Origin of the sequence: Planococcus donghaensis MPA1U2, assembly GCF_000189395.1 — a bacterium.
In the GTDB taxonomy this organism is placed as follows: domain Bacteria; phylum Bacillota; class Bacilli; order Bacillales_A; family Planococcaceae; genus Planococcus; species Planococcus donghaensis_B.
This window is the reverse complement of the sequence record NZ_AEPB01000030.1, coordinates 80,979-101,264: the sequence shown is the minus strand read 5'-3', so window position 1 is coordinate 101,264 and position 20,286 is coordinate 80,979. Positions and strand designations below refer to the sequence as shown.

Annotated in this window: 18 protein-coding genes, 17 tRNA genes and 1 rRNA gene; 26 read left to right on the top strand and 10 right to left on the bottom strand. The window is 40.4% G+C overall.

Annotated features, from left to right (window positions below):
- The first annotated feature begins 65 nt into the window (after positions 1–65).
- The 18 genes from rrf (at position 66) to GPDM_RS08675 (ending at position 1,997) form a co-directional block, all read left to right on the top strand.
- Positions 66–181 (top strand): 5S ribosomal RNA (rrf, locus tag GPDM_RS08760).
- Positions 182–192: 11 nt separating this feature from the next.
- Positions 193–267 (top strand) — tRNA-Asn (locus GPDM_RS08755).
- Positions 268–272: 5 nt separating this feature from the next.
- A tRNA-Ser gene (locus GPDM_RS08750) sits at positions 273–362 on the top strand.
- A gap of 29 nt (positions 363–391) precedes the next feature.
- A tRNA-Glu gene (locus GPDM_RS08745) sits at positions 392–466 on the top strand.
- Positions 467–473: 7 nt separating this feature from the next.
- Positions 474–549: transfer RNA gene (locus GPDM_RS08740), tRNA-Val, on the top strand.
- 43 nt (positions 550–592) lie between these two features.
- Positions 593–669 (top strand) — tRNA-Met (locus tag GPDM_RS08735).
- Between the two features lie 3 nt (positions 670–672).
- Positions 673–748: transfer RNA gene (locus tag GPDM_RS08730), tRNA-Asp, on the top strand.
- 17 nt (positions 749–765) lie between these two features.
- Positions 766–841: transfer RNA gene (locus GPDM_RS08725), tRNA-Phe, on the top strand.
- Positions 842–865: 24 nt separating this feature from the next.
- Positions 866–941, top strand: a tRNA-Thr gene (locus GPDM_RS08720).
- Between the two features lie 7 nt (positions 942–948).
- Positions 949–1,032 (top strand) — tRNA-Tyr (locus GPDM_RS08715).
- Positions 1,033–1,038: 6 nt separating this feature from the next.
- A tRNA-Trp gene (locus GPDM_RS08710) sits at positions 1,039–1,112 on the top strand.
- 20 nt (positions 1,113–1,132) lie between these two features.
- Positions 1,133–1,208 (top strand) — tRNA-His (locus GPDM_RS08705).
- A 41-nt stretch (positions 1,209–1,249) separates the two neighbouring features.
- Positions 1,250–1,325, top strand: a tRNA-His gene (locus GPDM_RS08700).
- A gap of 11 nt (positions 1,326–1,336) precedes the next feature.
- Positions 1,337–1,408, top strand: a tRNA-Gln gene (locus tag GPDM_RS08695).
- Positions 1,409–1,415: 7 nt separating this feature from the next.
- Positions 1,416–1,490, top strand: a tRNA-Gly gene (locus GPDM_RS08690).
- A 6-nt stretch (positions 1,491–1,496) separates the two neighbouring features.
- Positions 1,497–1,570, top strand: a tRNA-Cys gene (locus GPDM_RS08685).
- A 9-nt stretch (positions 1,571–1,579) separates the two neighbouring features.
- Positions 1,580–1,663: transfer RNA gene (locus tag GPDM_RS08680), tRNA-Leu, on the top strand.
- Positions 1,664–1,913: 250 nt separating this feature from the next.
- Positions 1,914–1,997: transfer RNA gene (locus GPDM_RS08675), tRNA-Leu, on the top strand.
- 212 nt (positions 1,998–2,209) lie between these two features.
- On the opposite strand, the gene GPDM_RS16320 is transcribed toward GPDM_RS08675, so the two are convergent.
- The 4 genes from GPDM_RS16320 to GPDM_RS08655 all read right to left on the bottom strand — a co-directional run bounded on the left by GPDM_RS16320 (position 2,210) and on the right by GPDM_RS08655 (position 5,467).
- Positions 2,210–2,737, bottom strand: a complete 528-nt coding sequence (locus GPDM_RS16320) for a hypothetical protein (RefSeq protein WP_008430689.1) — start codon at positions 2,735–2,737, stop codon at positions 2,210–2,212.
- Positions 2,738–2,961: 224 nt separating this feature from the next.
- Complete coding sequence (locus GPDM_RS08665; protein WP_008430688.1) at positions 2,962–3,414, bottom strand: hypothetical protein; 453 nt, start codon at positions 3,412–3,414, stop codon at positions 2,962–2,964.
- The gene (locus GPDM_RS08660) at positions 3,398–4,225 is read right to left on the bottom strand and encodes a DUF3100 domain-containing protein (RefSeq protein ID WP_008430686.1); all 828 of its coding nucleotides are present in this window, start codon (positions 4,223–4,225) and stop codon (positions 3,398–3,400) included. Before GPDM_RS08660 ends, GPDM_RS08665 begins: the two co-directional genes overlap by 17 nt.
- A 45-nt stretch (positions 4,226–4,270) precedes the next feature.
- A complete protein-coding gene (locus tag GPDM_RS08655) occupies positions 4,271–5,467 on the bottom strand; it encodes a M20 family metallopeptidase (protein ID WP_008430685.1) in 1,197 nt (398 codons plus the stop codon).
- 217 nt (positions 5,468–5,684) lie between these two features.
- On the opposite strand from GPDM_RS08655, the gene GPDM_RS08650 reads away from it, so the two are divergent.
- From GPDM_RS08650 to GPDM_RS08640, 3 genes are all read left to right on the top strand, one after another.
- Positions 5,685–8,354, top strand: a complete 2,670-nt coding sequence (locus tag GPDM_RS08650) for an HAD-IC family P-type ATPase (protein ID WP_008430683.1) — start codon at positions 5,685–5,687, stop codon at positions 8,352–8,354.
- 47 nt (positions 8,355–8,401) lie between these two features.
- Positions 8,402–8,905 carry a VOC family protein gene (locus GPDM_RS08645; RefSeq protein WP_008430682.1) on the top strand — a complete coding sequence of 168 codons (504 nt, stop codon included), beginning with the start codon at positions 8,402–8,404 and terminating at the stop codon, positions 8,903–8,905.
- A 152-nt stretch (positions 8,906–9,057) separates the two neighbouring features.
- Positions 9,058–10,110 (top strand): C45 family autoproteolytic acyltransferase/hydrolase, encoded by a 1,053-nt coding sequence (locus GPDM_RS08640; RefSeq protein WP_008430680.1) that lies wholly within the window; start codon positions 9,058–9,060, stop codon positions 10,108–10,110.
- 39 nt (positions 10,111–10,149) lie between these two features.
- On the opposite strand, the gene GPDM_RS08635 is transcribed toward GPDM_RS08640, so the two are convergent.
- The gene (locus GPDM_RS08635; protein WP_008430679.1) at positions 10,150–11,193 is read right to left on the bottom strand and encodes a C45 family autoproteolytic acyltransferase/hydrolase; all 1,044 of its coding nucleotides are present in this window, start codon (positions 11,191–11,193) and stop codon (positions 10,150–10,152) included.
- Positions 11,194–11,366: 173 nt separating this feature from the next.
- A complete protein-coding gene (locus GPDM_RS08630) occupies positions 11,367–12,029 on the bottom strand; it encodes a B3/B4 domain-containing protein (RefSeq protein ID WP_008430678.1) in 663 nt (220 codons plus the stop codon).
- A gap of 64 nt (positions 12,030–12,093) precedes the next feature.
- On the opposite strand from GPDM_RS08630, the gene queG reads away from it, so the two are divergent.
- The 3 genes from queG to GPDM_RS08615 all read left to right on the top strand — a co-directional run bounded on the left by queG (position 12,094) and on the right by GPDM_RS08615 (position 14,334).
- Complete coding sequence (queG, locus tag GPDM_RS08625; RefSeq protein ID WP_008430677.1) at positions 12,094–13,239, top strand: tRNA epoxyqueuosine(34) reductase QueG; 1,146 nt, start codon at positions 12,094–12,096, stop codon at positions 13,237–13,239.
- A gap of 9 nt (positions 13,240–13,248) precedes the next feature.
- Positions 13,249–13,722, top strand: coding sequence for a tRNA (uridine(34)/cytosine(34)/5-carboxymethylaminomethyluridine(34)-2'-O)-methyltransferase TrmL (gene trmL, locus GPDM_RS08620; protein WP_008430675.1), 474 nt, complete (start codon positions 13,249–13,251; stop codon positions 13,720–13,722).
- 309 nt (positions 13,723–14,031) lie between these two features.
- The gene (locus GPDM_RS08615; protein WP_008430671.1) at positions 14,032–14,334 is read left to right on the top strand and encodes a hypothetical protein; all 303 of its coding nucleotides are present in this window, start codon (positions 14,032–14,034) and stop codon (positions 14,332–14,334) included.
- A 40-nt stretch (positions 14,335–14,374) separates the two neighbouring features.
- Here GPDM_RS08615 and GPDM_RS08610 read toward each other — a convergent pair whose 3' ends face one another.
- Positions 14,375–15,676, bottom strand: coding sequence for an NCS2 family permease (locus GPDM_RS08610; protein WP_008430670.1), 1,302 nt, complete (start codon positions 15,674–15,676; stop codon positions 14,375–14,377).
- 151 nt (positions 15,677–15,827) lie between these two features.
- Between GPDM_RS08610 and GPDM_RS08605 the strand changes: the two genes are divergently transcribed.
- On the top strand, positions 15,828–16,658 hold the full coding sequence (locus GPDM_RS08605; RefSeq protein ID WP_008430669.1) for an aldo/keto reductase: 831 nt from the start codon (positions 15,828–15,830) through the stop codon (positions 16,656–16,658).
- 142 nt (positions 16,659–16,800) lie between these two features.
- Here the strand turns inward: GPDM_RS08605 and GPDM_RS08600 are convergent, their stop codons facing one another.
- Genes GPDM_RS08600 through GPDM_RS08590 form a run of 3 tightly spaced genes read right to left on the bottom strand, consistent with a single transcriptional unit; the run spans position 16,801 to position 18,598 of the window.
- Entirely contained in the window at positions 16,801–17,646 is an 846-nt protein-coding gene (locus GPDM_RS08600; RefSeq protein WP_008430668.1) for an RluA family pseudouridine synthase, read from the bottom strand.
- A 54-nt stretch (positions 17,647–17,700) separates the two neighbouring features.
- The gene (locus tag GPDM_RS08595; protein WP_008430666.1) at positions 17,701–18,171 is read right to left on the bottom strand and encodes a thioredoxin family protein; all 471 of its coding nucleotides are present in this window, start codon (positions 18,169–18,171) and stop codon (positions 17,701–17,703) included.
- A gap of 1 nt (position 18,172) precedes the next feature.
- On the bottom strand, positions 18,173–18,598 hold the full coding sequence (locus GPDM_RS08590) for a disulfide oxidoreductase (RefSeq protein WP_008430665.1): 426 nt from the start codon (positions 18,596–18,598) through the stop codon (positions 18,173–18,175).
- A gap of 132 nt (positions 18,599–18,730) precedes the next feature.
- Between GPDM_RS08590 and GPDM_RS08585 the strand changes: the two genes are divergently transcribed.
- The gene (locus GPDM_RS08585) at positions 18,731–20,275 is read left to right on the top strand and encodes a carbon-nitrogen hydrolase family protein (RefSeq protein WP_008430664.1); all 1,545 of its coding nucleotides are present in this window, start codon (positions 18,731–18,733) and stop codon (positions 20,273–20,275) included.
- Positions 20,276–20,286: the final 11 nt, after the last annotated feature.

Sequence of the window (20,286 nt, the reverse complement as noted above, 5' to 3'; positions counted from 1 at the left end):
GAAAAAAAGCTTGAAAAAACCTGTGATATTGGTATAATAAATCTTGTCTTTCAAAATAAATTCAGTCTGGTAATGATGGCAAAGAGGCCACACCCGTTCCCATCCCGAACACGGCAGTTAAGCTCTTTTGCGCCGATGGTAGTTGGGGGTTTCCCCCTGTGAGAGTAGGACGTTGCCAGGCTGATCAATTATTCCGAAGTAGCTCAGTGGTAGAGCACCGCACTGTTAATGCGATGGTCGTAGGTTCGAGTCCTACCTTCGGAGCCAATTATGGAGAGCTGTCCGAGTGGCCGAAGGAGCATGATTGGAAATCATGTAGGCGGGCAACCGTCTCAAGGGTTCGAATCCCTTGCTCTCCGCCAGAAGATCGTTTTCAACAATTTATAAGAATGGCCCCTTGGTCAAGCGGTTAAGACACCGCCCTTTCACGGCGGTAACACGGGTTCGAATCCCGTAGGGGTCACCAATTTCATGGAGGATTAGCTCAGCTGGGAGAGCATCTGCCTTACAAGCAGAGGGTCGGCGGTTCGATCCCGTCATCCTCCACCATTTCTTACATATTAAGTATATGAAAAGAAATAAATAGTATTATCGCGGGGTGGAGCAGTTCGGTAGCTCGTTGGGCTCATAACCCAAAGGTCGCAGGTTCAAATCCTGCCCCCGCAACCAAATGGTCCCGTGGTGTAGCGGTTAACATGCCTGCCTGTCACGCAGGAGATCGCCGGTTCGATCCCGGTCGGGACCGCCATTTTTACTTAACAAAGTGGGTCAGTAGCTCAGTCGGTAGAGCATTAGATTGAAGCTCTAAGTGTCGGCGGTTCGATTCCGTCCTGACCCACCATTTTTTTAGAAATGCAATCTCCATGCCGGAGTAGCTCAGTTGGTAGAGCAACTGACTTGTAATCAGTAGGTCGAGGGTTCGACTCCTTTCTCCGGCACCATTTTTTAGGTGGGGTAGCGAAGTGGCTAAACGCGGCGGACTGTAAATCCGCTCCTTCGGGTTCGGCAGTTCGAATCTGCCCCCCACCACCAGTTTTTAGGGGCATAGTTTAACGGTAGAACAGAGGTCTCCAAAACCTCCGATGTGGGTTCGATTCCTACTGCCCCTGCCAATTTTAAAATTTATATGATGGCGGTCGTGGCGAAGTGGTTAACGCACCGGATTGTGATTCCGGCACTCGGGGGTTCAATTCCCCTCGTCCGCCCCATGTTTTAATTTAACTAAGTGAACTTATAAAATAGTAAAGTGGCGGTCGTGGCGAAGTGGTTAACGCACCGGATTGTGATTCCGGCACTCGGGGGTTCAATTCCCCTCGTCCGCCCCATCTTTTATTAATGGGGTATAGCCAAGCGGTAAGGCAACGGGTTTTGATCCCGTCATGCCCTGGTTCGAATCCAGGTACCCCAGCTTTATTGCGGAAGTAGTTCAGTGGTAGAACGCCACCTTGCCAAGGTGGAGGTCGCGAGTTCGAACCTCGTCTTCCGCTCCATTATTTGGCGGCATAGCCAAGTGGTAAGGCATGGGTCTGCAACACCCTTATCACCGGTTCGAGTCCGGTTGCCGCCTCCATAATGATTTGCCGGCGTGGCGGAATTGGCAGACGCGCGGGACTCAAAATCCCGTTCCTTCACCGGAGTGTCGGTTCGACCCCGACCGCCGGTATACTGAAAGAACCTGCCTGTTCTTTCCAAAACCCCTTAACTGTGAGTATTCATAGTTAAGGGGTTTTTTGTTGTATCAATATTTATATAAAAAAGTAATCTAGAATCTATTTTTAAAGCACTCGGTGTATAGGGAGTAGAGGCAGCTAATACTTGATTAATGATCAGTGTTTATGATTACTACTTAGAGAAAGTATTGGCGAAAAAAGTAAGGTGTGCTATAATAATTCTTGTCCGCTAAAACAATACTTGCCGGCGTGGCGGAATTGGCAGACGCGCGGGACTCAAAATCCCGTTCCTTCACGGGAGTGTCGGTTCGACCCCGACCGCCGGTATATTGCAAGTAAAAAGAAAGTCCTGACTCAATTGTCAGGGCTTTTTTTTGGACTGATATATAAATGAATTTTCGTATGAGTTTCTTCTATATAAAAGAGTACTTTTATAAACTTATTAATAGTATATGTAACTAAAGATAAACTAGTTTGAAAAACCGACGTAGGAGGAGTTCTCATACGCCGGTTTACTGGTTATTTTCAAGAAGTTATACTTATTCAGCATATTGACAACTTATACGTGTATTCTCTGGTTTGAAGATACCATCAAGATTTGTTTTGAACAGCCATACATGTAAGTCATAATGCTGACCTGCTGTGCCATCATGGTTATTCATAGGACCTTGGAATTTTTGTCCAAATAGTACTGGTGCTTTATCAGTTACATCTGTTGGTACGTACCATTCCGCTCCAACCAATTTGTAGTGACCATTTTTCAGTGGTTCATAAAGCAGAATTTCCGGTTTTTTGATACGAAGTTTGTCATCGTCCATACGGCTAGGTTTGACCAAGTGAATTCCCATATTAGGTACACATGCTCCAGGAAACAGGCCAACAAATCCTTCATCAAGTGCGACGTCGATGTTACGATACTTCTTAATTGCTTTTTTGCTCATAGCTAACTGTTTCTCAATACTGTACTTTTGATCTCCTTTGTCGTGATCATGTGGATGGGCACTCACACTAGACAGGGCAGATAGGCTGAGAAAAGCGACCATGATCATGGTAAAGATTTTCTTCATTTCAGCTCCTCCTTGTTATATTTTTGACCTATGTATCAATATTTTGGTTTTTACAGCACCTATTATACACCTTTTTTTTATAAATACAATATAAAAAACTGAATAATTAATTTTTTTAGAAATAAAAAGTGTTTTGACCTATATAGCAATATATTTAGTGGTTTAAAAGAATTAAAAGACCGCATCAAAGTTATAGCTTTGATGCGGTCTTTTATTGAGGAAGTTTAAATAATGCCTTGGAAACGTAAAATGATTTCAGCGATAACTGCAGATCCAAGAAATGTTCCAAATAGAACGAGCATACCAACGACAATTGTTTTCCAGCCTAACTGAACAAAATCAAACCATGAACGGCCAATTGATACACCTGCATAGGCTAGAATAGGGGTCGCGATAGCCAATAAATTAACTTCCGCTGTATAAGTAGCAATTTGAGCGGATCCCGGCATACCTGGGATTGTTAAAATGAGTCCGATAATGCCGATATAAGCGATACTAGGCAATTGGAAAGGTAACAGGCGGTGAATAATTAATCCAGCCAAGCTGATACCTATTAGAATAGCTATTCCAGGAAGCGCAGTCCATGGAAGCACATCATAGCCAATCCAATTTCCTATTAGCATAATTACGCCGATAATCATAAAGACGGCTATCCATTCTTTAATGCTTTTTAACATATTCCACGCTTCCTTTCATTGCTTTTTTCTCTTTGTTTTTTGACAATACTTCATACATTTTCACAGTTAATGGAAGTCCTACAAAAATACTCATATAGAGACCAGTCACGGAAGAAATCAAGTTACTAACACCTGAAAAGGCAGTCAGTGTTTCACTCATTTCAGGAAATGCTGCAATTAATGGTCCAAGAGAAGCGGCTGCCATACTACCACTGCCAACACCTGTCGCCATTGCAAAAGAAATAGGGTGTAAAGGAGTTACAGTTGCTAAGAAGCCAGAAATCATACCGATGAATATTGAACCGAAAACAGTACCGAAAATATACATGGCCATAACGCCGCGGCCTTCTGGTGAAGACAAACCATATTTATCAGTAATTAACGCGAGGTTAGCTTCGCGTCCGATAGAATGGGTCATACCAATACTTTCTCTTTTCATGCCCAGAAATACTGCCAAAGGTAGAGCTAAAAAGATGGTTCCTAAATTACCGAACTCTTGCAATAGTAAAGCGGGTCCTGCTTCAATAATTTGTGGAAGTGCGGGTCCAGCTTGAACGCCGAATTTCGCAATTAGTATCGAAACAGAAAGAAACACTAAAGGTTCGGCATTAATTGATTGTTTATCGTTTATTAAGGGGGTAAAGTACAAGGCCAACCCAATGACTACTGCATAAAGCATTGGCAATAATAGAATGGTCCCTGGACCCAGTGGAATTTTGAATATACCGATGGATTCGGTTATCACTACAATACCTAAGACAATTACGTGCAATCGCCAATCTTTCCATAACGCTAATGCATTCTCACTCATTTCACAACTACTCCTTCTATGTAAGAGACTAATTCTTTATGAATATTAATTTATGCAAATAGAGGGTCTATTAGCTTTCGCATAAGTTAATGCAGCACTACCTAATACTTTTGCAGCAATTAATAGTGCACGCTCATCAATATCGAACTTTGGATGGTGATGTGGGTAAGCTTCTGTATTTTCTGGATTTTTGGCACCTGTAAAGAAAAAGGTTCCTTTAGTTTGCTGAAGGTAATAAGAGAAATCTTCGCCACCCATAACAGGTTCTGTTTCTCTGACGTTTGTTACATCAGGAATAGCAGGGGCAAGCGCTGCAACAAAGTTTGTTTCGGCTTCATGGTTAACGGTTGTTGGATAGCCGCGTGAATAAGTGTATTCATAATCTGCACCTGAAACGAGACAAGTTCCTTTAATGACACGGTCAATTTCTTCTTCGATAAAATTACGTATATCTTCCTTAAAAGTCCGAACAGTTCCAGTCATTTCGGCCGTATCAGCAATAACGTTATAAGGATTTTTTGCTTCAAAATTGCATATTGAGACAACCGCAGATTCAAGAGGATCGATTCGCCGACTGACAATTTGTTGTAAGTTGTTAATCAACTGTCCACCTATAACAATACTATCTTTCGTTTCATGCGGGCTTGCACCATGTCCACCTTTTCCTATGATTTTAATGTCGAAACGATCAGGAGCAGCTTGTAACGGACCCGACCGGTAACCAATTTCTCCAAGAGGTGTTTGAGCTTGTAAATGTGTTCCGAAAATAACATCAACCCCATCCAGGCAGCCATCTTCAATCATGGCAATTGCTCCACCGGGCGGTAATTCTTCTGCGTGTTGATGCAAAAATACAATAGTGCCTTCAATTTCTGACTGCATACTGTTCAACGCTTTCGCGAGCCCAAGCAAACTTGCAGTATGGCCATCGTGCCCGCAAGCATGCATCACACCGTCATTTTTTGATTTATACGGTGCGTCCGTTTGTTCTTGAATCGGCAATGCGTCAAAGTCAGCACGTAAAGCGATAGTAGGACCAGGTTTACTACCTGTTAAATAGGCAAGTACGCCATTACCACCCACATTTGTCCGTACTTTGTGTCCGAGGTTTTCATGGAACTGAGCAATGTATTTTGCTGTTTTGACTTCTTCAAAAGACAGTTCAGGGTACTCATGAAGAAAACGTCGAATGTCGACTATCTCATCATATAATTCATCAAGCTTGGTAAATAATTGATCCACGATATAACCTCCCCAAAAATAATATTCTAATCCTATCATAATTATTCATATACAACTATAAGACTTTTTACGGAATACAAAAAATATTCTGATATCAGAACCTATAATATATGGAAAAAAGGTAGTTCTGTAACAACAGAAGCCTAAATAGGTGTTATGATAATCAGAATAATAACTTAATTTATTGTCATTTTGTTAGTTGAAATGAGGGACAATGATGCAAGCCAAAAATTGGTGCGGAATAGATGCAGTTGAATTGCTAAAAATTTTCGATACAGATGTAGAAGTTGGCTTAAGTGAAGACATAGCAAAAAAGCGTCACGAGGAATATGGAGCGAATGAGCTGCCAGAACCTAAACAAGAGTCTAAGTTCTTCAAATTTTTTAAGCATTTTAACGATGTATTAATTTATGTATTACTTGTAGCTGCAATTATTACTTTGTTTTTAGGGCATTGGATCGATACGGCTGTAATTTTGATGGTGGTAGTCATCAATGCAATTATTGGATATATTCAGCAAACCAAAGCAGAAAAGGCGTTGGAAAGTATTCGGAAAATGTTGTCATTAAAAGCAACGGTAATTCGGGATTCAGTCCGACAAGAGGTGCTTTCTGCCGAACTGGTACCAGGAGATATTGTAGTACTTTCAGCGGGGGAAAAGAATTCTGCCGATATTCGGATTTTAGAAGCTGTCACCTTACAAGTAGAAGAGTCTTCTTTGACGGGTGAATCAACAGCAGTGGAGAAAAATTCAGCAGTATTGCCAAAAGATACGGTATTGGCTGACCGGCTCAATATGGTATTTGCTGGGACAACGATAGCATCTGGTTCAGGAATAGGAGTTGTTGTTGCAATCGGCTCGGATACAGAACTCGGAAAAATTAGTTCTTCAATAGAAGAAGTCGATCGTCTACAGACACCATTATTAAAGCAAACGGCAGCTTTTGGTAAAGTCATATCGTTGACCATTGTCATTAGCTCTTTTGTCATATTTGTGGTTGGGTACTTGTTTCATGATTATGCAACATCTGATTTATTATTGGCGATTATTGGCCTAGCCGTAGCGGCAATTCCTGAAGGTTTACCAGCTGTGCTATCAATCATTTTAGCAATCGGAGTACAGCGTATGGCAGGAAAAAATGCCATTGTCCGCAATTTACCTTCTGTTGAAACTCTTGGAGCCGTTACAGTAATTTGCTCAGATAAAACTGGGACGTTGACAAAAAATGAAATGACCGTCACTTCTGTGATGTTAAAAGATAAAGAATTAACTGTTACAGGAACAGGTTATTCACCAAACGGCTCGATTTTTGATGGGAAGCAACTTGTTCAACTTGCGGAATATCCAGATTTTAAGGAATTTCTAACAGCTGTTAAAACGGTTAATGAAGCTAATTTGAGGTGTGATGAACAAGGATATTGGGTTATCAGTGGAGATGCTACTGAAGGTTGCCTTATTACATTAACTGAAAAAACAGGGGAAGAGGTTCGAAGGTTGCCAATCTTATCAAAAATCCCTTTTAATTCAGATTATAAGTATATGGCGGCTTTAGTAGAAAAAGAGCAAAGTAAATGGATTTATGTAAAAGGTGCACCTGAAAATTTATTGGAAATGACTGGCTTGTCAGCTTCTTCTGTAGAAGGAGCTTACTGGCATAAAAAGATGGTTCAACATGCCAATAAAGGAGAGCGGTTGATCGCAGTTGCCGCAAAACAAGTTGAGGACACTACTTGTTTTATTAATCATAGCGACATGGAATCAGGATTTAGGTTAGTCGGCCTAGCAGGCATTATTGATCCTCCCCGAGAAGAAGTCATAGATGCGATTCAACAATGTCGCAAGGCAGGGATTATTGTGAAAATGATTACGGGTGATCATAAAGATACAGCAGTTGCTATAGGTGCCCAAATGGGAATTGGCGATGGAATACGTGTACTTGAAGGAAAAGATTTGGATCGAATGGATGACAAAGAGTTAGCACAGGCAGCAGTGAATTATGACGTCTTTGCACGAACTAGTCCGAACAATAAGCTTCAGTTGGTTCAAGCATTACAAGCTGAGAAGCATATTTGTGCCATGACTGGAGATGGGGTCAACGATGCACCAGCATTAAAACGTGCGGATATAGGGGTTGCAATGGGGATAAAAGGGACAGAAGTATCTAAGGAAGCAGCTGGAATGGTTTTAGTGGACGATAACTTTAGCACAATTGTAAATGCGGTGAAAGAAGGCAGGCGCGTTTATGATAATTTGAAAAAGACCATTCTATTTATTTTGCCAACAAATATGTCAGAAGGCGCGTTGATGTTTGTGAGTATTTTGTTTGGAACAACATTGCCATTAACAACAGTACAAATTCTATGGGTTAATATGATTTCTGCCGTTACCATTTCCTTAGCTATTGCTTTTGAAAAGTTGGAACCGGGAGCGATGGAACGGCCCCCAAGAAAGCCCAATGCCAAATTGATGAGCCCCTATTATGTTTTTCGCATCGTCTTTGTTTCACTGATTATTTGTGGGGGAATTCTATTCATGAATATGTTTTTAACCAATCAGCAAATAAATCCATCCACCGTGAATACAATGACGTTACAGGCATTGGTAATTGCGCAATTGATGTATTTATTCAATTGTCGTAGTGAGACCGAGTTTGCATTAAATCGGAGTTTTTTTTCGAATAAAATTGCGTTTATTGTCTCTATTATTTTAATCGTTGTGCAGCTTGCAGTGACCTATATGCCATTTATAAACTTCTTACTTGGAACCGTTCCGTTACAAGTAAAAGAGTGGATATGGCCGTTAACGATTGGTGTTCTAGTATTTGGTATTGTGGAGATTGAGAAATGGATTGTTCGTCAGACAAAGAGATACCAGAAGATTCGTTGACCTATGATACATAGCCATTGCTTTTTTATCGGAAGTAGGAGAAAAATATGGATCCTGTCATTCAAAAAATAACGACGAATTTATGGTTTGATATGAATGCTGAAGAAGCAGTAGATTTCTATACGTCGGTTTTCAATAACTCGAAAATTGGACGAGTGACTTACTATAGTGGTGTAGGTAATGAAAGTCATCGTCTTAATGCAGGAAAAGTCATGACAATCGAGTTTCAAATTGAAGGCCAAGGGTTTTTAGCTTTAAACGGAAGCCCAGCGTTTCCGTATACCGAAGCAATTTCGTTCATCATCAATTGCGAATCTCAAGAAGAAGTGGATCATTATTGGGATAAATTAACCCAAGGCAGTGATAAAAGAACACAAATGTGTGGGTGGTTAACGGATCGGTTTGGGATTACTTGGCAAGTGGTTCCAATCGAATTAAATAATATGTTGATTGATGGCGAAGCAAAAAAAGTAGAGCGGTTAACAAATGCATTAATGAAAATGAAGAAGTTAGACTTAAAAGAATTGCTTAGGGCATATGAAGAAGAATAATAAAAAGCAATGGCTGTTCCCGCTTTATGAATTTTATAAGGCGGGATTTTTTATGGAGATTTTGGTTTTTTAACTCGGAGCTTTTGAACTTTTTGATTGAAGTGTGTAAGCTAAATTATATTCAGTGATTTTGTAGCATAAAGGAGAATTTGATGAAAGATATACATAGTGATATTTTAGAGTTTAGAGGCAGTCATTATGATTTCGGGGTTAAGCAAGGAAAGCTATTAAAAGATAGTGTGATTTTGGATAATCGAAGAAAGCAGTGGAAAGCAAAAAGACCTAGATTTGAAATAGATGTGCAAGAAACAAAAGCTGTTTATCAACGATTTGCTCCAGGTATTTGGGCTGAATTAATGGGACTACAGGAAAGTCTGGGATTGCCGATGGAAGAAGTGCTGCGTGACTTTGGCGGCTACCGAATTGACGCAATGCCTTCGGGCTGCTCGATTGTTACAGGAACAGATTTTATGGTTCGTAACTATGATTTCCATCCACAAACTTATGAAGGACGCTTTAGTTTGTTCCAACCGACTGATGGCGGGTATGCAATCATCGGACCGACATCGCGCATTACCGGACGGATGGATGGGATGAATGAAAAAGGGTTAGCGATGGGCTATAATTTTACACACCGAAAAAAGCCGGGAGACGGGTTTGTGTGTTATTTGATCGGTCGAATCATCCTTGAAACCTGCGCTACAATTCACGAAGCAGTAGAGCTGTTGAGAGAAATTCCTCACCGTGGCTCTTTTAGTTATATTGTGACAGATACCAGCGGTGAAACACGTATTATCGAAGCAAGTCCACGCTCGGTCGATGTTCGCATCAGTAATATCTGCACCAACCATTTTGAAATTCAGTCACATGAAAACCGGAATTATTTAAAAGATTCGTTTGATCGTTTAGAGGCGATTCAAAATCAAGAAAGTCAAACCCATAATGCTTTAGAAGCTTTCCGATTGTTTAACGATACAGACAAAGGTGTATTTTCAACTCTTTATAAAAGTTGGGCAGGAACGATTCATACATCTGCTTATTTACCGAAAGAAAAAAAGGTATGGTTTGCACTTGGCGGAAATCAGCAACCGGTCGTTTTTGATTTTGATAGTTGGCTACAAGGAGAGAGCTTAGCTATTCAAACAGTGTATGGAACGGTAGATACCGATATTGGTTTTGCACATGTCGATAAACAATTTGTATAAAATAAAAACAAGAGTCAGCATCGAGCTGGCTCTTGTTTTTTACAGTTCTGCCATATGAACAAATGGCAAATGTGTATCTATTTTTCCGTTGATCCGTTTAGCGTATAAGCGCTCACCTTGCAGCCATTTATCGAAATCTAGCATTAGTGGTAGGCGATCTGGACCAATAGCAAATCCAACTTTCAAGCTCTGTTGGAAGTATGAAGCGGTATGAAGAGTGCCTGAAGCTGTGCTGTATTTTTTTGAGAAAACGCCTTTATCAGAGTCATTTAGTAGACGAAAAGCGTTGTACGCATCTATTTTTTTATGTTGCTGCAACATCATTTGTTCTCTTCGACGAGAGTCATCGGTTTGGTAGCGGTTTTCTTCTACTAATAACTCGAAATGATTGGTGGAAACAGCAGATTCGCGAACAACAACAGAACGCGGTGAGGCTTCGACTACTACTGACTTCCCAGTACGGTCTAATAGTACGTAACTAAAAGAGCGACGGTGAGGCAGTTCTTCTAGCAATGCTACTGCATCATCAATGGTCGCACAGTTTTCCAGAATCAGCCGACCAATCATATTGCAAATAAAACCATCTTCTGAGTTGCGACGATTAATGAAATTATAGCCCATGACCAAGCCTTTTTCATTCATTCCATCCGTACGTCCGGTAATTTGCATGGTCGGTCCGATTGTTGCGAAGCCTCCATCAGTTGGTTGATACAAAGCAAGTCGACCTTCGTACCCTTGAGGTGAACTATCGTAATTGCGAACCATAAAATCAGACTCGGTATAAATCGAGCAGCCGCTACGTGTGTATTCCAAATAATAGCCGCCGAATTCACGAATCGCTTCATGCATCGACCAGTCAAGAGCGTCGGCTAAGCCATTAATTTCTTCCCATACTCTTGGAGCTAAGGTTACTAATATATTTTTTGCTCGTTGTTCATCAATAATTAAATGACGGCTAGATGCTTTTCTTTGTTTTTGGCGGTTTGGAAGAATCAATGATTCTTTTAGCAATTCTCCTTGCATTCGACCAAATTCATAATGGCTTCCGCGAAACTGAACGATATCGCTATGCACTCGTTTCATGTAAGAATCCCTCTTTTACTTTTCAGTGTAAGAAGAGTTTACTGCAATCGTGCATGAATGGAAAAGAATATGCCTAAGAGAACAAACTGTTAAGATTACACATAAGAGCTGTTAAAAAACGAGGCAAAAAAGCTGATGCACAATATTAAAGCATCAGCATTCTTTTTAATTTATTACACTACATAAATCTCAGCGTCTCCGCCATTAATAGTTGTAAACATATTAGAAGCAGCTGTTAGAAGTTGCAAAGCTGTGTCTTTTGCCATTGATGGACGTAGATAGAAGATATGTACTGCATTTTTTGTTTGTTCCGTAACAGCCGTCCGCTTAGAATCTACATAAGGACTGCCAAACGCGCCTTGAGCATCTTTGGATACAAGAATGCCTGTTAAGGTGTTAATGCGGTTATTCAAGCCTTCATAGCGGTCTGTGCTAGTCCCGACTGCAATTTCGATATCGCCTTCAACTTTGTCAGCATCATATAAACCAAGTGGAATTTCATATTGCAATGACAAAAAGCTATTCATGTCGACAGCTGAATTAATGGCAGCCAAGTAATTTTGCTTTTTGATGCGGCGATATAATGCTTCTGCTGAGGGACGATATCGGCTAGGATCAGAACCTAATGCCTTCCAAATAAGTTGCCATTCGAGCAGACCTGGAAAGTCTGTAATTTCTTTGTCTTCCAACTCGAAGTATAATTGCTCTTGGAAAAGCTGAAGACGGCCTTTTAACATTTGAGGTGAATCGGAAACGGTGATATTGTTATAATGAATGACACCAATTTTAAAGTCACTTAGTGTTTCGTTTATTTGAGGATCGATTGTCAGTTTCATTGCAATCTTCCTTTCATTAGGAGTTTTTATTATCGTATCATAGAATTGAGTGAGGGGTTACGACATGAATCTTGATCAATTTCAAAAAGAGCTTGTTGCGTATGCCTCGGACATCGGAATTGATAAAATCGGCTTTGCTTCGGCAGAACCTTTTTATAGCTTGAAGCATCAATTGATTCGTCAGCAACAATTGAATTATCAGTCTGGATTTGAAGAGTCTGACGTAGAAAAGCGCACGCGACCTGAATTATTGTTGAACGAAGCTGTGAGCATTATTTCCATCGCTATTGCGTATCCATCACGAATGACGGATGCCCCGCAAGGCGTTAAAGGCGCGCGCCGTGGGATTTTCTCTCGGTCTTCTTGGGGAAAAGACTATCATGCGGCACTTAGAGAGCGGCTAACGCTGTTAGAAGCATTTATCGCGTCGCGTTTTCCAGAAGCGCGAATGCGGTCCATGGTGGATACCGGTGAGCTATCTGACCGTGCAGTAGCAGAACGCGCTGGAATTGGCTGGAGTGCCAAAAACACCAATATTATTACACCGGAATTTGGTTCGTACGTTTATCTTGGTGAAATGATTACCAATATTCCGTTTCGGTTTGATGAGCCTATAGAAGACCAGTGCGGTGATTGTCGTTTATGTATTGATAGTTGTCCAACAGGTGCTATAGTTGAAGGTGGCCAATTAAACGCTCAGCGCTGCATTTCGTTTTTAACACAAACAAAAGGATTTTTACCAGATGAGTTTCGTGGCAAAATCGGCAATCGGTTGTATGGCTGCGATACATGTCAGACAGTATGTCCGAAAAATAAGCGCAAAGCCAATCAAATTCATGCAGAATTCGAACCAGATCCTGAAATAGCCAAACCACTACTGTTGCCATTATTAACGATTTCCAATAAAGAATTCAAGGATAAGTTTGGCTATGTGTCCGGATCGTGGCGAGGCAAAAAGCCAATTCAACGAAATGCCATATTGGCGTTAGCACATTTTAAAGAAACGGCTGCTGTGCCTGTGTTGATTGAGTTGCTTGAAAGTGATGAGCGGCCAGTTATTCGAGGAACTGCGGCATGGGCGATTGGTAAGATTGGAACAGCAGAAGGTTTAATTGCTTTGCAGCAAGCAGAAAAAAGTGAAAAAGAAGAAGAAGTGCAAGAAGAAATTCAAAAAGGATTGGCATTTTTTGCTGAAAGATCGAAAGGATAAGTGAAAGATTTGGCTATTCATATTGTATTGTACCAACCGCTGATTCCAGCAAATACAGGAAATATCGCGCGTTCATGCGCAGGGACAGGTGTGAAATTACACTTAATACGTCCGCTAGGCTTTTCGACAGACGATAAAATGCTAAAACGTGCCGGACTTGATTATTGGGAGCATGTTGATATTCATTATTACGATGGATTGCAAGAGTTGTTTGACCGATACAAAAACGGAGCATTTTACTATATTACGAAGTTTGGGGCAAAGACACATACTTCTTACGATTATTCCGACAGAGAAAAAGATCATTTCTTTGTATTTGGACAAGAAACAAAAGGATTGCCAAAAGAATTGATCGAGCAAAATCCGGATTTTTGCTTACGCATTCCGATGAATGACAATATTCGTTCGCTCAATTTATCAAATACAGCATCAATTTTAATGTATGAAGCGTTACGTCAACAAGATTATCCAGGGTTAGAATAAAAAAAGGACAGCGGATTCCGCTGTCCTTTTACACTATTCTCTTTCGTTTGTTCCAGGCTTGTCATCGTATCCAGCAGTGAAAATAGCTACTAAGAACGAAACACAAATACCTAAAATAAGGATTAAGTTCATAATAATGACCTCCTTGAAATGTGCATCTTTGTTTAGTATAGCTTACAAGCGGGAAAAATGAAATATACAACATGGGTTGAAATGTGGATAATTTCTGACGGTCTGCAAAAAATGAAACCTTTTCCGCGTTCAATCGTATAAAGAAGACAAGAATAGTTACAGAAGGGATGAATTTATATGAAAATGAAAATTTCTGTCGCATTGCTTTGGTTTACAGGACTTGCTGAAGCATTTCTAGCGATTCCATTAATAGGCGGTGGCTTTGTCATCAGCACAGGCTACTCAGCTCTTGGCATTATGTTTGTGCTTCATGCGATTACATTGTTCTTTTGTTTCCGTGAATTTTCTCCAAAAGCAGGATCAATTCTCGGAATCATTACAAGTACGATTGCTTGGATTCCAGGCGTAGGCTGGGTATTTCATTTGATCACAGCAGTTGTTTTATTACTGTCAGCAACATTTACAAGAAATCGAGTATAACTAAAAAACCGCCAATTGGCGGTTTTTTTATGTCTATTCATCAATGAGGTGCGATTAATAGTTGAATCGTAAACAAAATAGCAAAGATATACAGAATCGGATGCACAGCTTTCCATTTTCCTTTAAAAACTTTCATTAATGGATAAGAGATAAATCCAAATGCAATACCTGTCGCAATACTAGATGTTAAAGGCATAGCAAGGACAATCAAAAAGGCAGGAAAAGCTTCGTCAAATTTTTCCCATTCAATTTGTTTAACAGAACCAATCATTAAACTCCCAACGATGATTAAGGCAGGTGCTGTGATGGCTGCGACACTTGATAAAGAACCAACTAATGGACCAAAAAAGGCTGCAACGATAAATAAGATAGCGACCGTTAAACTTGTTAATCCGGTGCGTCCTCCAGCCGCGACACCTGCAGAAGATTCTACATAAGCAGAAGTTGGGCTTGTCCCAACCATTGCACCTGCTGTAGCTGCGATTGAATCAGCTAACAACGCTTGGCGCATTCTTGGCATTTTATTGTCTTTCATAAGGCCAGCCTGCTTAGCAACACCAATCATGGTTCCGGTGGTATCAAATAAAGTTACCAGCAAGAATGAAAAGACCACACCATATAAGCCGAATTCAATAACTAATTGAAGCGCCTCTATAGGGTTCCAAATAAGGATTCCTTCCGGTAACGAAGGAAGCTTCATCAGTCCTGCATTGAATTTTAATTGACCTGTGAAAAACGCAACGATGCCAGTAATAATCATGCCGTAAAATATACCGCCATGAATATTTAAGGACATAAAGATGACGGTAATGAGTAATCCAAGCAAAGTTAAGGCAACTGGGGGAGACGTCAAATCACCCAATCCGACCAAATTGGCATCATTGGCCACAATCAACCCACTCAGTCTCATCCCGATAAAAGCGATAAATAAACCAATTCCCGCTGTGATTGCATGTTTTAAGTTTTCAGGAATGGCGTGAATCAATACTTTTCTCAAAGAAGTTAATGACAGTAAAACAAAAATAAGGCCTGCCACAAACACTGCTGCAAAAGCAGTTACATAGTCGATGGCTCCGTCTGAACCGAGGACCATTGAAGTGAAATAAGCATTCAAGCCCATGCCTGGTGCGATAGCGATAGGGTAATTAGCAGCTAACGCCATCCATAAAGTTCCGATGGCAGCGGCGATAATGGTAGCCAGAAATACTTGGTCAAACGGTACACCTGCTGCTCCTAAAATAACGGGGTTAACAATCACGATATAAGCCATTGTTAAGAAAGTCGTCATACCGGCAGTGATTTCCGTCTTTATCGTAGTATTATTTTCTTTTAAATGAAACATTTAAAGCTCCTCCTAAAACACGAACGATTTTAAACAACATGATATATATTATTCGTTTTAATGAGATAGTGCAAGAGCTGGAATCAAAATCCTAAAAGTCGAATTAATCTAATATTATTTGTACAATAGAAAGAAGAAAGGATGATGATAGATGGACTTAACGATCAACTCAACAAAAAAATTACATAATGGAGTAGAAATGCCGCGTTTTGGTCTTGGCGTTTACAAAATGACTGATAAAGAAGCGGCAGTCGAAGCGATGATCACAGCTATTAAAGAAGGCTATAAAGCGATTGATACGGCGACTATTTACGATAACGAGGCAGAAGTAGGAGAAGCGGTTCGAAATTCTGGCGTGAAGCGTGAAGACTTATTTATCACATCAAAAGTTTGGAATACCGATCAAGGTTATGACGAAACATTGCGTGCATTTGAAGCATCGCTAAAGCGTTTAGACTTTGATTATTTAGATTTGTATTTGACGCATTGGGCTATTGAAGGAACATACGTGGATACGTATCGCGCGATTCAACGTCTTTACGATGAAAAGTTAGTTCGTTCAATTGGTGTTTCGAATCATCATGAACATCATCTAGAGAAAATTTTAGCTACTGCTAATACAAAACCAATGGTCAATCAAATTGAATTACATCCACAACTAACGCAAGTGACGTTGCGAAATTATTGTGAGACGAAAGACATTGCCGTAACTTCGTGGTCGCCACTCGCTAGAGGTCGTCTTTTAGAAGATCCGGTGTTATTGGAAATTGCAAAACAACACAATAAATCAATTGCACAAGTAATTATTCGCTGGCATTTGCAAAGTGATTTGATTGTTATTCCAAAATCAGTAAAGCCTTCACGCATTCAAGAAAATGCGTACGTATTTGATTTTTCATTATCACAAGAAGAAATGAAAATGATTGATGAGCTAAACCAAGATTGGCGGAGCGGAACAAACCCAGATGACATTACGGTTTAAAAATTTCTATAGTGTAAGGTAACCTATAAAAGGATGATTTCCATTGCAGCGGACGTTTTCCTGCGGGAGTCGCCGCTTCCATTTCAATCAGCCAGTCTATAAAAAAAGCTATCCCGAAATGTCATTTCGGGATAGCTTTCTATTATCTTGCAGTATCTTCAACCACTACTTTTTCATTAGTGAAAGGGTGGATGAACGACATGCGGAATGCATGTAAATGATAAGCACCATCTTGTGTTGGCGGTCCGTCGTATAATGTATCTCCAACAATCGGATGACCGATATGAGAAAGGTGAGTACGGATTTGGTGCGTGCGTCCTGTTTCTAGTGTTAAATGAAGCAAAGATTTGCCTTCCATTAATTTTAACACGCGGTAATGAGTGACAGCACTTTGACCTGTTTGTGAAACCATGCGACGCGTTGGGTGATGGCGATCGCGACCAATTGCGAAATCAATTGTGCCAGACTTATTATGAACTTTGCCTTTAACGACAGCTTCATAATCACGAACCAATTGTTTTTGTTCTAACATGCGGTCTAAGACGTTTTTAGCGACAGGGTGCTTAGCAACCATCAATAAGCCAGAAGTTCCTTGGTCTAAGCGGTGAACGTGCTCGCCATATGATCCACCGTTGCGGATAATGTGACCAAGAATAGCATTGATAAATGTATCGGTTTGTCCAACTTCGTTTGGATGAGTCGCCATGCCTTTTGGTTTGCGAGCCACAATAAAGTGATCGTCTTCAAAAAGTACAGGTAACTCAACATCGTGTTTTGGTTCGTATGGCGATTCTGCAGGAGGCAAGTCAAAATACAAAACAAAGCCTTTTGGCAATGGCTCTTTCCAAACTACTTCTTGGAATTTATCATTTTTTACGCTTTTGGCCATGCGCATTTGGTGAACAACTTTTTTGCCTAGGCCCCATTCGGTTCTTAGTAATTCTTCTACAGTCATACCTTCGTCTTTAATTTCGTAACTCCACGTCATCTGGTTTCCTCCATAAAAAAGGATCATGCGCAAGGCACATGATCCTTTTGTCAGTTATTTTTTAACTACATCATTGAAAAATAGTTCAATATTTTCTTTCGGCTGTGCGCCGACCCAGCGCGAAACTTCTTTACCGTCTTCATAATGAACTAAAGTTGGTGTTGCTTCAATCTGGTATGGTGCAGCTTCTTCTTCATACTCTAACAGATTATACTGCAACACGTCTACATCCATATCTTCAGCAACTGGCATTAAGACAGGAGTGGTTTCTTTGCAATAGCCACATAATGGGCTGTAAAAATAAACTGTAGTTGGCTCACCGCTAGCAATTTGCTTTTCTAAATCGGCAGGCAAAATAAGGTTCTGATAATTCTCATCATCTAATTGGTCAATGGTTGCTTGGTTTAAATCGTCTGTATCGTAAGGGTTGTTCGCTAATTTACTGTCGTTCGATTGGTTCGTTAATAAAATAATACCTGCGAAAATGACAACGACAATTCCTGCGATGATTAATAATTTTTTCATTTTACTTTTCCTCCTTAAGGGTCTTCAATAAAACAATGCTCATTCCAGCAATTAAAATAAATGCGGTCAATGCTAAAAAAGGAATGGTGATAAAGCCAAAGAGATTGATGTATTCTCCGGTACATGGAACGAGTCCACATGAAGGTGCACTATCCGCTAAAAAATCAAGCTTTTGCAAGCTGTAGTGGTATATGGAGAATCCACCACCAATAATTGATAAAACCAATGCAGTCGTTGCAATTCGAACATTTTTCTGGACAAAAGCGACGCCGAGAACAATAACAAGTGGATACATAAATATGCGTTGAATCCAGCAAAGTTCGCACGGAGCATAGCCGCGAATTTCAGAAAAATAAAGTGAACCTGCCGTAGCGATAAGCGCTACAATCCACATGGACAGCAAAACATTTTCCTGGCGTCTAGTCATTTTGTGGCCCCTCTTTTCAAAAATTGTTTCCATAGAATTATAATTGTAATCAGGAGACATGTAAAATAATATCAACCTAGACAACTATCCTATATAATAAAGTATGAAACTTTTGTGAAGGAGAGCTGTGCTGTGTCAGAACAATTCGATTTATCCCATTTTGAAAAAAGCATGATCATTCGTGAAATGACTTATGCCGATATAAATCCCATCTTGGAAATGCAGCGTTTATGCTTTCCCGGTATGGATCCATGGAAAGAAGAACAATTAAGAAGCCATTTAGGCGTATTTCCACAAGGCCAGCTTGTAGCTGAGCTAGATGGCACAGTGATTGGTTCATGTTCAAGTTTACTTATTAACTTTGACGAATACGATGACCGCCACACGTGGGATGATGTAACAGATGCTGGTTACATAACCAATCATAATCCCGATGGTTACAATATGTACGGAATTGAAGTCATGGTACATCCAGAATACCGCCGGATGAAAGTCGGACAACGTTTATACGAGGCCCGCAAAGAGCTAGCGCGCGAGTTAAACTTAAAGTCGATTATTATCGGAGGACGCATTCCAAACTACCATAAATACTCGGATGAAATGTCCCCACGTGAATATGTAGATTCTGTTTCGCGTCATAAAGTGTATGATCCTGTATTAACATTCCAGTTAATGAACAATTTCCAATTGATGCGCATTAACCCGAACTACTTGCAAGATGATGTAGCGTCAGGCAAATACGCAACGTTAATGGAATGGAATAACGTGGACTATAAACCGATTTCTAAACGTCATTTTAAAACAAGTTTGCCGGTTCGTATTTGTGTGGTGCAGTATTTGATGCGTGCCATTACATCATTCGATGACTTGGCTAACCAAGTTGAATATTTTGTAGACGTTGCCTCAGATGCGCATTCAGATTTTGTTGTATTCCCTGAAATTTTCACAACACAACTGATGTCGTTCTTAAACGAGCCATCGCCAAGTCAAGCTGTTCGTAAACTAACAGAGTATACGCCACAATATATCGAGTTGTTTACAGACTTAGCAGTCCGCTACAACATCAATATTATCGGAGGATCTCACTTCGTTAAAGAAGAAGACGACGAAATTTACAACATTGCTTATTTGTTCCGCCGTGACGGTTCGATTGACAAGCAATACAAAATTCACATCACACCAAATGAACGTAAATGGTGGGGGATTTCCGCAGGAGATTCTGTTCGCGTATTCGATACAGACTGCGGGAAAATCGCTATCCAAATTTGTTACGATATCGAATTTCCAGAACTTGCGCGCATTGCGACAGATATGGGTGCCAATATTATTTTCACACCGTTCTGTACAGAAGATCGTCAAGGCTATCTACGTGTTCGCTATTGTGCACAAGCACGTGCTGTGGAAAACCAAATTTACACGGTTATCTCTGGTACAGTCGGAAACTTGCCACAAACTGAAAATATGGATATCCAGTATGCACAGTCCGGTATTTTTGCGCCATCCGATTTCGAGTTTGCACGTGATGGCATTGTCGGAGAAACCAATCCAAACCTTGAAATGGTCTTGATTGGAGATGTCGATTTAGAAATTTTACGTCGTCAACGTCAAAATGGTACGGTTAAGCAATTAAAAGACCGTCGCCATGATGTTTATCGTGTCGAATACAAAAAAGATTAAAGACAACCGCT

Coding starts and splice junctions, on each gene's coding strand:
- GPDM_RS16320 (WP_008430689.1), bottom strand. CDS start 2,737: ATGAAGAAAATCTTTACCATGATCATGGTCGCTTTTCTCAGCCTATCT.
- GPDM_RS08665 (WP_008430688.1), bottom strand. CDS start 3,414: ATGTTAAAAAGCATTAAAGAATGGATAGCCGTCTTTATGATTATCGGC.
- GPDM_RS08660 (WP_008430686.1), bottom strand. CDS start 4,225: ATGAGTGAGAATGCATTAGCGTTATGGAAAGATTGGCGATTGCACGTA.
- GPDM_RS08650 (WP_008430683.1), top strand. CDS start 5,685: ATGCAAGCCAAAAATTGGTGCGGAATAGATGCAGTTGAATTGCTAAAA.
- GPDM_RS08645 (WP_008430682.1), top strand. CDS start 8,402: ATGGATCCTGTCATTCAAAAAATAACGACGAATTTATGGTTTGATATG.
- GPDM_RS08640 (WP_008430680.1), top strand. CDS start 9,058: ATGAAAGATATACATAGTGATATTTTAGAGTTTAGAGGCAGTCATTAT.
- GPDM_RS08635 (WP_008430679.1), bottom strand. CDS start 11,193: ATGAAACGAGTGCATAGCGATATCGTTCAGTTTCGCGGAAGCCATTAT.
- GPDM_RS08630 (WP_008430678.1), bottom strand. CDS start 12,029: ATGAAACTGACAATCGATCCTCAAATAAACGAAACACTAAGTGACTTT.
- queG (WP_008430677.1), top strand. CDS start 12,094: ATGAATCTTGATCAATTTCAAAAAGAGCTTGTTGCGTATGCCTCGGAC.
- GPDM_RS08615 (WP_008430671.1), top strand. CDS start 14,032: ATGAAAATGAAAATTTCTGTCGCATTGCTTTGGTTTACAGGACTTGCT.
- GPDM_RS08610 (WP_008430670.1), bottom strand. CDS start 15,676: ATGTTTCATTTAAAAGAAAATAATACTACGATAAAGACGGAAATCACT.
- GPDM_RS08605 (WP_008430669.1), top strand. CDS start 15,828: ATGGACTTAACGATCAACTCAACAAAAAAATTACATAATGGAGTAGAA.
- GPDM_RS08600 (WP_008430668.1), bottom strand. CDS start 17,646: ATGACGTGGAGTTACGAAATTAAAGACGAAGGTATGACTGTAGAAGAA.
- GPDM_RS08595 (WP_008430666.1), bottom strand. CDS start 18,171: ATGAAAAAATTATTAATCATCGCAGGAATTGTCGTTGTCATTTTCGCA.
- GPDM_RS08590 (WP_008430665.1), bottom strand. CDS start 18,598: ATGACTAGACGCCAGGAAAATGTTTTGCTGTCCATGTGGATTGTAGCG.